The sequence below is a fragment of the Catenulispora yoronensis genome (assembly GCF_039531695.1).
Taxonomy (GTDB): domain Bacteria; phylum Actinomycetota; class Actinomycetes; order Streptomycetales; family Catenulisporaceae; genus Catenulispora; species Catenulispora yoronensis.
Genome location: NZ_BAAAQN010000044.1, coordinates 101,005 through 109,993, shown reverse-complemented (window position 1 = coordinate 109,993; position 8,989 = coordinate 101,005). Strand labels below are relative to the sequence as shown.

Here is an 8,989-nt window from a genome sequence, read left to right as displayed (position 1 = left end):
GCTACGTCATCGGCGGCGTACCCCGCGAATGGCGCACCGGCGTCGGCGGCTCACGCCCCGGATACCTCAGCGTCTACCACGCCTTCAACATGCTCTCCCCCTGGATGGTCGGCGCCATCGGCAACGCGGGCGACTCCGACAACGCCTACACCAGCCTGACCGTGCCGGACCTGGCGGACTGCACCGCCAACGGCGTCGACTACCAGCCCTGCGTGCTGCCCGGCGACGTCTCCGGACGGCAGCGCGCCCATGGCGACTTCATGTGGCGCCAGTTCTACAACATGGCCCGCGCCGGAGTGCAGAGCGTCTACATCTCCATGTTCGACGAGTACGGCGAGGGCAACCAGATCGCCAAGACCGCCGAGAACGCCTCGATGTCGCCGGTCGGCGCCGGGCTGCTGGCTCTCGACGAGGACGGGACCGCCTGCTCCTCGGACTACTACCTGCGCCTGACCAACGACGGCGGCCGGATGCTCAAGGGCCAGATCGCCGTGACCGCGACCAGGCCCACACAGCCGGTTTCCGGCTCCGGCGGGAACCCGCCGCCGACCACCGGCAACCTGGCGCTGGGGAAGGCGACCTCGGACAGCGGGCACTCGCAGAATTTCGTGTCGGCGAACGCGGTCGACGGCAACGCGAGCACCTATTGGGAGAGCACGAACAACACGTTCCCGCAGTGGTTCCAGGTCGACCTCGGCACGGCGGGCGCCGTCGCCAAGGCGGTGTTGAAGCTCCCGGCGTCCTGGGGCGCGCGCACGCAGACGCTGACGCTGGCCGGCAGCACCGACGGCTCGACGTTCTCGACGCTGGCCGGTCCGGCGGGCTACACCTTCGACCCGGCGTCGGGGAACGCGGTGACGATCGCGGTCAGCGCCGCGTCGGTGCGGTACCTGCGGGCCACGTTCACCGCGAACACCGGGTGGCCGGCCGGGCAGCTGTCGGAGTTCGAGGTGTACGCCCCGACCGGGGGCGGCGGTGGCGACACCCAGCCGCCGACCGCGCCGGCGAACCTGGCGGTGTCCGGCCACACCTCGTCGAGCGTCTCGCTGACGTGGACCGCGTCGACGGACAACGTCGGCGTGACCGGCTACCAGGTGCGGGTGAACGGCACGACCGCCGCCACGGTCACCGGGACGTCGGCCACGCTCGGCGGCCTCAACCCGTCGACCACCTACAGCTTCAGCGTGGTGGCGGCGGACGCGGCCGGGAACCTGTCGCCGGCCTCGGCGTCGGTGTCGGCGACCACGGACGCGGCTCCGAACACCAACCTGGCGCGCGGCAAGGCGACGTCGGACAGCGGCCACACGCAGAACTACGTGTCGGCGAACACCGTGGACGGCGACGCGAACAGCTATTGGGAGAGCACGGACAACGCCTTCCCGCAGTGGCTGATGGTGGACCTCGGCGCCGCGACCTCGGTGTCCCGGCTGGTGCTGAAGCTGCCGCCGTCCTGGGGCGCGCGGACGCAGACGGTGTCGGTCGCCGGCGGCGCGGACTCCTCGACGCCGACGACGCTGTCCGGCTCCGCCGGCCGCGTCTTCGACCCCGCCTCGGGCAACGCGGCGACGATCACCTTCGCGGCGGCGAGCGTGCGCTATGTGCGGCTGACCTTCACCGGCAACACCGGGTGGCCGGCCGGGCAGGTGTCGGAGTTCGAGGTCTACGCGAGCTGAGACGGCCGGGATAGCGGGGACTGCGCAGACGGCGCACACAGCGGAGACAGGGCAGATGGCGCAGACAGGGCAGACGGCAGTCCCGCCGGCTGTCGCTCCAGGGCGACCGGCGGGACCGGGTCGGATATCGGTCGGGGCTCAGGCCGCGTCGGAGGAGGACCACATGAACGCCATCACATCCAAACCGACTGTAGTTGGCGCGCCGCGCCGGACCGCTGCTGCTTCTCCGTCGTCGAGACCCCGGGCGGCGGTATCACGACGGCGCCGCCGCCCGGACCCGAATGGTCTCGGTTGTTGACTTTCATGCACTGCTCCTCGCGTCTGGAACGAACCGGGCCTGCGGTCCCCGCGCCGCAGGCCCAATCCGATATTCCAAGACGCTTCTAATCAACGGATAACGTCCGGCTAACCCACCGACGCGTTGGCGTACAGGGGGTCTGGCCTCGCCCGCCGACTTTGACGCGGAGCTCCCGGAGTGCTCGGGAAAGCCAGGGCCGCGACGCCCGTGCCGCGGCTCCCGAAATCAATATTCTGCGACTCCGCTAATCAACCGATAACGGTTCGGCAATCGCGCGGCTGACGGCTCCGGCGACTTCGGCGGATTCCCCCTCGGGCTCCGTTTCGGCCTCGGCTCCGGGCTCGGTTCCGGGCTCGGCTCCGGACTCGGTTCCGGCCTCCGAGGACTCGGCGAGCACCAGCAGGTACCGCGCCAGCGTCAGCAGCACCTCGCGCGCCGAGTCCCGGTCCCGGGCGTCGCAGTAGACGATCGGCACCACGTCCGGCAGGTCCAGCGCGGCGCGCAGCTCCGGCACCGGGTACACCGGCGCGTCGGGGAAGCAGTTGGCGGCGACCATGAAGGCGACGCCGCGCTTCTCCAGCCGCTCCAGCACGTCGAAGCTCTCGGCCAGCCGGCGCACGTCGACCAGCACCACCGCGCCGAGCGCGCCGTTGACCAGGCCGTCCCACAGGAACCAGAAGCGCTCCTGGCCCGGGGTCCCGAACAGGTACAGCACCAGCCGGTCGCTGATGCTGATCCGGCCGAAGTCCATGGCCACGGTGGTGTGGTCCTTGTCGACGCCGCGGGCCTGGTCGGCGTCGCCGGTCATGTACTCCTCGGTGGTCAGCGGCCGGATCTCGCTGACCGAGGTGACCAGCGTGGTCTTGCCCACCCCGACCGGCCCGACGACGGCGACCTTCAGCGCGGCCGCGGTCGTCGTCGCCAGCGCCGGCGGCTCAGAGCCGTTGGAGCCCATTGATCACCTCCTGGAGCAGGGCCGCGTCGACGGAGGCGGCGCGCGCCGGACGACGTTCGGCGGCCAGGCCGGCGTCCACCAGGTCGCCGATCAGGACCGTCGCGGCGCTGAACGGCAGCGCCAGGTGGGCAGCGATCTCCGCGACCGACAGCGGCCGTCGGCACAGGTCCAGGATCGCCCGATGCTCGGGCAGCAGCGCCGGCCTCGGGACCGCGTCCCGGCCGGCCGGAAAGCCCGGCGAGGCGCCCGGCGGACACCCGGGACTGCCGGCCCGCCAAGGCGGAGCCGCGGCCGCATCCGGCGGGACGACCGCCACCACCAACGTCACCAGGTCGAAGCGGCGCCGCGGCCCGGAACCGCTGCGCCCCTGGGTGATGACGTAGGTCCGGGTCAACGGTTCGGCGTCGGCATCGGAGGTGGGCCGGGGCGCGGCCGGACGCGACCGGAGGTTCTCGGCCCCCGGTGACGCGACCACCGGCGGCTGGAAGACCGCCTGCCCCAGCCCCGGAGGGAGGGAGCCAGGGTCCTGCGATCCCCGCCGGGTCCCGGCCCGGTGCACGCCGCCGGCCGGGAACACCGGGCCGGAGCCCGGGCCGAGGCCGGAGCCCGGCGCCGGGCCTGAGCCCGAGCTTGAACCAGGTTCTGGACCAGAGCTCGAACCATAGCCTGAGCCATACCCTGAGCTTGAACCAGGACCCGGGCCATAGCCAGAGCCATAGCCCGAGCCAGGATTCGGACCGGAGCTCGAACCAGGGCCCGAATCGGAGCCCGGGCCGGAACCCGGGACCGGGCCGGAACCAGGACCGGAACCAGGACCAGGACCAGAGCCGAGGCCGGAACCAGGACCGGAGCGGGAGCCGAACCCGAACCCGGGCCCGGAATGCTGGCGTCCGTCCGCGCGGTGTCGCGCCGGATCCACAGCGGTCACCGCAGCGTCGGCGTGCCGGATCGGGCCGAGGCGGCGAGGTGCTCGCCGAGGCGTCCCACCAGGTCCCGCATCCGCTCCCCCATCAGTCCGGGATCGACCTCGGCGTCGGCCAGGGTGGCCAGGAACGCGCCGGGCCCGGCCGCCATCAGGTAGAAGAACCCGGCGGCGTACTCGATGACGACCATCCGCATCGCCCCGCCGGCCGCGAACTCGCCGCCGACCGCCGAGGACAGGCTCTGCAGCGCCGAGCAGGCGGCGGCCAGCCGGTCGGCGGTGTCGTCGTCGGTGGCGTACTGGGCCAGCCGGAAGCCGTCGGCGCTGAGCACCACGATGTGCCGGGTCTCGGGCACTCCCTTCATCAGGTCCCTGAGCATCCAGTCCAGGTTCTGCCGGTCCGCAGTCACGATCGGCCGCCGTCCTTTCCGCCCATGAAGGCGCCCAGCCACTGCCCCGCGCCGGGCGCGGGCTTGTCGGTCACGGTCTCGGCGGCCACCGGGACCGCGTTCGGTGGGGCGGCGGTGGCCCGCCGCCGTTGCGGCAGCCCGCTCGGGCCGACCGCGTCGGGGTCCCAGGTGGACGGCCGGGGGGACGGGCGCGCGGACCCGGCCGGCGCCGGACCCCGGCCCGGCGCGCCGGGACCGGCCGGGCCACTCCGGCCCGCGGCATCCGCGCCTCCCGGTACGCCATGGCCCGGCCGGCCGCCCAGGCCGCTCCGCTCCGGCACCGTGACCAGCGCCGCGGGCAGCCGCAGGACGGCCCGGGTGCCGCCCTCGGCGCCGGCGCCCACCTCGGCCTGGAAGCCGGTGCTGCGGGCCAGGCGGCCGATCACGGTCAGGCCGAGCCGGGGCGGGCCCTCGGGCCGGACCGGGTCGGCCTCGGCCTCGGCACCGGACAGGGCCCCGGTCGCATAGCGCTGAGTCGCCGGGTTGAGCCCGACCCCGGCGTCCTCGACGGCGACCACCAGCTGCACCCCGTCGCCGCCGGGCGCCGAGGCGTACTCGGCGCACACCCGGACCCGGGTGTCCGGCGGCGAGTAGCGGGTGGCGTTGTCCAGCAGCTCGGCCAGGGCGTGCACCACCGGCTCGACGGCGGCGGCCGCGACCGCGGTGTCGGCCGGCACCTCGACGTCGACCCGCGGGTACTCCACGATCCGCGACATCGCGCCGCGCACCACGTCCAGCAGGTCCACCGGCCGGGTCCGGCGCCGGCCGGGGTCGGCGCCGCCGAGCACGGCCAGGCTGTCGGCCAGCCGGCCGATCAGCGACACGCCGTGGTCCAGGCGCAGCAGGTCGCCGAACACCTCGGGGGTGTCGCCGTGCCGCTCCTGCATCGCGCGCAGGTCGTGCAGCTCCTGGTTCACGGTGGCCTGGATGCGGCGGGCGATGCCGACGAACGCCGCCGCGGCCGCCGCGCGTCCGGAATCCGGGTCCGGTGCGGGCGCGGGCACCGGACCCGGACCGGGCGGCGGCGCCGACCCGGTCTGGGGGGTCTTCGCGGGGACGGACGCCGCGCCGCCGTCCGCCGCGCGGTCGAACCGGTCGAACCGGTCGGCGCGGCCGGTTCGATCACTTCGGTCACTTCGATCAGCCCGGTCGATCCGATCAGCCCGATCAGCCCGATCGGCACGATCGATCCGATCAGCCCGGTCGGTCCGATCAGCCGGCCACCGGCGGACCCGGCAGGCGGCCGCGGCCGCGAGCAGCCCGGCCTCGGCGCACAGCAGGGCGGGTAGTTCCGCCCCCGCGCTCCACAGCGCGGCGCTGACCGCCGCGGACGCGAGCGCGGCGGCGGTCACCGCCCTGGCGGTCCGGCCCACCGGGACCCGCTGGGCGTGGGAATGGGGATTACGCACTGGCCTCCTCGGCAAGGTCGGTCGCGGAGATGGTCCCCATGCCTATCCCACAATCCGGTGACCGAGGCCCGGAATCTCCGCCTCGCCAGGGTTCGCCACCCTGAACGCCAGGTCGAGGCGGACTTCGAGAGGACCTGCGGCGAAGTCGCCCCCGTCCGGCGGTCGCGCCCCGACAGGGTGTTCGGCAACGAAGGCGGTGAAGAGTGCCAGAACGGAAGAAGCCCGGACGAGGGGAACCGGAATCAGGCGCCCCGGCCTCCCGCGGGGCGGCCGCCGCGCGTGCCGCCACCACCCGATCCGCGGGACGCGCCACGGCGAGCAAACGTCCCCGCGCCACGTCAGGCCGAGCGAAGGAGCAGACCATGTCAATGAGCGTAGACGCCGTGCTGAAGGAAGCCATGTCGATGGAGGGCGCGATAGGTGTCGCCCTGGTCGACTACAGCAGCGGTATGACCCTCGGGGAGGTCTCCTCGACCAAGGAGCTCGACCTCACCGTCGCCGCCGCCGGCAACACCGAGGTGATGCGCGCCAAGATGCGCACGATGGACATGCTGAAGATGAACGACTCGATCGAGGACATCCTGATCTCCCTCGGTCGCCAGTACCACCTGATCAGGCCGCTGACCTCGCGTTCGGGCAGCGGCCTGTTCATCTATCTGGCGCTGGACCGCTCCCGGGCGAACCTCGCCCTGTCCCGGCACCAGCTGCGGTCCCTGGCGGACAACGTCGAGCTGTAGCGGCGCCCACGGCACGGCCGCGGCCGCCCCGCCCGGCGCCTACCGCATCGCGGGAGGCGCCGGCGCATCGGCCTCGGACATGTCGACGAGCGCGGCGGCCGCGGCGTTGCCGCGGATCGACTCGATCCCGTTCATCACCGCCGCCTTGGACTCGTACGCCTCGCCGACGGCGATGATCTGCCCGTTCCCGGCCTTGAGCCGGAACCGGTACTTGCCCGCCTTGTCCTTGTACACCTCGAACTTGCCGGCCATCTCGCGCCCTTTCGCCGAGCCGAGGGCCCCGCCGGGCCCCGGACGCTCCCAGTCTCGGCGCGCCGGGACGGCCGCGCACCAGGACAGGTCCGGACGTGGGACCCGCCGCGGCAACCATCACCGCAGCGGCGGCCGCGTCCCGTCGATCGGCCGCCGCGTCGTCGCGGCCACACCGGGAATGGTCGGCGGTCATGCCGAGCAGGCGGTGGTCGACGCCGACTCCTTCTATACAGTGCCCGACTTCGCCAAGCCCGAGGCCGAACAGCGCACGGACGTCGAGCGCACGGACGTCGAGCGCGCGCCGGCCGAGCTCGCGACCGGTCGGCTCACCCCGGTGCTGCACGCGGCCTTCTCCTTGGAGAACGCCGCCGAGGCGCACACCGAGCCGGCCGACCGGCGCACGACAGGCGCGGTCGTGCTGAAGCCCGCGCTCAGCTGATCGTGACCACGTCCAGGTCCGGCGCGTAGGCCGTGTCGTTGTGGAACGTGATCGTGTTCGACCCGGCGGCGAGGGCGACCGTGACGCTGGCGTTCACCGGCGTCGAGAAGCTGGTGCCGGTCAGGTTCTCCACGATGTCCGGGCCGCCGTTGACACTGATGTAGAAGGTCCGGCTGCCGTTGAGCAGATAGGTGAAGGTGAGCGTGTGGTTGCCGGCGGACGGCTCGGTGACCCCGTTGATCGTCACCGAGTTGGCGGCGCCGTTGCCGATGTAGCCGACTTTGTGGCCGCCGGAGCAGGCGGAGCAGGTGGCCACGCGCGCCGCGCCGGCAATGGTGTTCCCGGCGGCCTCGGCCTCGACCCGCACCGCGCCGCCGGCGGGTACGGCCCTGATCAGCTTCACCGCGCCCGCGCCCAGGGTGACGCTGTAGGTACCGCTGATCGTCCCCAGCGAGGCCCCGCTCCACAGGTCGGTGGCGGTGGCACCGCCGGTGATTCCGGCCGCGGACAGCGCGACGCTCACGGTGGTCGAGCCGGTGCCGGAGTAGTTGAACAAGCCGATGACGACGCTGCCGTCCTTCTCGGTCTTGCTGTAGACCTGCTGGTTGCCGCTGTTGACGATGCGTGAGGCGTCGATGCCGTCCTGGTCCACGGCCAGTACCCGGGCGTTCTTCAGGTAGCCGAGCTCGGTCGTGTTCAGGGCGGTCAGGTCGGTGCCGAGGATCAGGGGGCTGGCGGCCAGCGCCCACAGGCTCATCTGGGACTGCTGTTCGGCGTCGGTGAGGCCGGTGGCCGAGCCGTTGCCGATCTCCAGCGAGTCGTAGTCGTTGAAGGCCCCCGGCCCGCCGTAGGGCTGCCAGGTGGCGACCTGGCCGAAGCGGCTCTGGACGTGCGTCCAGTCGGTGAGCGTGCCGGCCGTGGTGCAGCTGCTGTAGCACTCGATGTCGCCGCCGGTGCGCCAGCCGTTCGAGTACTGCTTCCAGGTCGCCGCGCTGCCGACCGCCAGGTTGTTGGACAGCTCCAGGTGGATCGGGCGGCCGGTCTGCTGCAGGGCCTTGGACCAGGCCTGGACGTCGGCGACGTCCGAGGTGCCGACGCCGTCGATCTTCACGTAGTCCACGCCCCAGGACGCGAACTCGTCGGCCCAGGAGTTCACGAACTCCTGGGCGCCGGGCTTGGTGTAGTCGATCCCGACCATGCCCTTGCAGTTGTAGTTCTTCTCGGCGGTCGTGGTCGCGATGTCCTGGACGTGGTAGGGCGTGCCGAGGATCGCGGAGTTCTTGGCCACGGCCTGGCTGGAGACGCCGGGCGTCACGTAGAGGCCGAACTGGAGGCCGTCGGCGTGCACGTGGTCGGCGACGACCTTGATGCCGTCGCTGCCGCCGGCGGCCGGGAACTTCGCGGTGTCGGTGACCCAGCGGCCGTCGGCGTCCACGTTCGGCCCCTGGCTGCCGGGGCACTGATACCAGAAGTCGTCGACGTTGACGTACTGGAACCCGGCGGCCGCCAGCCCGGACGCCTTCATGGCATCGGCCTGGGCCTCGATCTTCGCGGCCGTCGGGCTCTTGCGCACCGAGCTCCAGCTGGACCAGCCGAGCGCCGGGGCGAGCCCGACACCGTTGTTCTCGGCGTGCGCCGGAGCCGCGCCGGAGGGCGGCAGCACCAGCGCGGCAAGGGCGATGGCGAGGGCGACCGCCATCCCCGGTCCGAATCTTCGCGAACGTTCGTCCATCACCGGCTCCTCAATGAGTAAAGTTTCTTTACACCCTTCCGTAGGTTCTAAGACATCGGATGAATGATCGCAAGTATTCCGAGTGTTTCGGAAAAACCTCCCGGCCTGATGGACAGGTGCTCC

The 8,989-nt window shown here is 72.4% G+C and carries 8 protein-coding genes and 1 pseudogene; 3 read left to right on the top strand and 6 right to left on the bottom strand.

What is annotated here, in order from left to right; translation table 11 throughout:
• The coding region (locus ABD481_RS30415) for a galactose-binding domain-containing protein (RefSeq protein ID WP_344669233.1) at positions 1-1,673 on the top strand (1,673 nt) is incomplete at its 5' end.
• A 671-nt stretch (positions 1,674-2,344) separates the two neighbouring features.
• Here ABD481_RS30415 and ABD481_RS30410 read toward each other — a convergent pair.
• The 4 genes and pseudogenes from ABD481_RS30410 to ABD481_RS30395 form a co-directional block, all read right to left on the bottom strand.
• Positions 2,345-2,926: pseudogene (locus ABD481_RS30410) on the bottom strand (GTP-binding protein); the annotation flags it as partial.
• Positions 2,907-3,503 (bottom strand): DUF742 domain-containing protein, encoded by a 597-nt coding sequence (locus ABD481_RS30405; RefSeq protein WP_344669232.1) that lies wholly within the window; start codon positions 3,501-3,503, stop codon positions 2,907-2,909. The pseudogene ABD481_RS30410 and the gene ABD481_RS30405, both read right to left, overlap by 20 nt.
• 347 nt (positions 3,504-3,850) lie before the next feature.
• Entirely contained in the window at positions 3,851-4,228 is a 378-nt protein-coding gene (locus tag ABD481_RS30400) for a roadblock/LC7 domain-containing protein (RefSeq protein WP_425559325.1), read from the bottom strand.
• A gap of 26 nt (positions 4,229-4,254) precedes the next feature.
• Positions 4,255-5,706, bottom strand: a complete 1,452-nt coding sequence (locus ABD481_RS30395; RefSeq protein ID WP_344669230.1) for an ATP-binding protein — start codon at positions 5,704-5,706, stop codon at positions 4,255-4,257.
• Between the two features lie 362 nt (positions 5,707-6,068).
• Between ABD481_RS30395 and ABD481_RS30390 the strand changes: the two genes are divergently transcribed.
• Positions 6,069-6,443, top strand: coding sequence for a hypothetical protein (locus tag ABD481_RS30390; RefSeq protein WP_344669229.1), 375 nt, complete (start codon positions 6,069-6,071; stop codon positions 6,441-6,443).
• Between the two features lie 39 nt (positions 6,444-6,482).
• On the opposite strand, the gene ABD481_RS30385 is transcribed toward ABD481_RS30390, so the two are convergent.
• Positions 6,483-6,695, bottom strand: a complete 213-nt coding sequence (locus ABD481_RS30385) for a YegP family protein (protein WP_344669228.1) — start codon at positions 6,693-6,695, stop codon at positions 6,483-6,485.
• Here ABD481_RS30385 and ABD481_RS30380 point away from each other — a divergent pair.
• Positions 6,685-7,134: a zinc-binding dehydrogenase gene (locus ABD481_RS30380; RefSeq protein ID WP_344669227.1), complete on the top strand. Its 450-nt coding sequence runs from the start codon at positions 6,685-6,687 to the stop codon at positions 7,132-7,134. The genes ABD481_RS30385 and ABD481_RS30380 overlap by 11 nt on opposite strands.
• On the opposite strand, the gene ABD481_RS30375 is transcribed toward ABD481_RS30380, so the two are convergent.
• Positions 7,127-8,866, bottom strand: coding sequence for an alpha-galactosidase D (locus tag ABD481_RS30375; protein WP_344669226.1), 1,740 nt, complete (start codon positions 8,864-8,866; stop codon positions 7,127-7,129). The two genes, ABD481_RS30380 and ABD481_RS30375, sit on opposite strands and share 8 nt — an antisense overlap.
• Between the last annotated feature and the right edge of the window lie 123 nt (positions 8,867-8,989).

What these genes read in the sequence shown, in the direction of transcription:
- ABD481_RS30400 (WP_425559325.1), bottom strand. Translation starts at nt 4,228, where the DNA reads ATGCTCAGGGACCTGATGAAGGGAGTGCCCGAGACCCGGCACATCGTG.
- ABD481_RS30390 (WP_344669229.1), top strand. Translation starts at nt 6,069, where the DNA reads ATGTCAATGAGCGTAGACGCCGTGCTGAAGGAAGCCATGTCGATGGAG.
- ABD481_RS30385 (WP_344669228.1), bottom strand. Translation starts at nt 6,695, where the DNA reads ATGGCCGGCAAGTTCGAGGTGTACAAGGACAAGGCGGGCAAGTACCGG.
- ABD481_RS30375 (WP_344669226.1), bottom strand. Translation starts at nt 8,866, where the DNA reads ATGGACGAACGTTCGCGAAGATTCGGACCGGGGATGGCGGTCGCCCTC.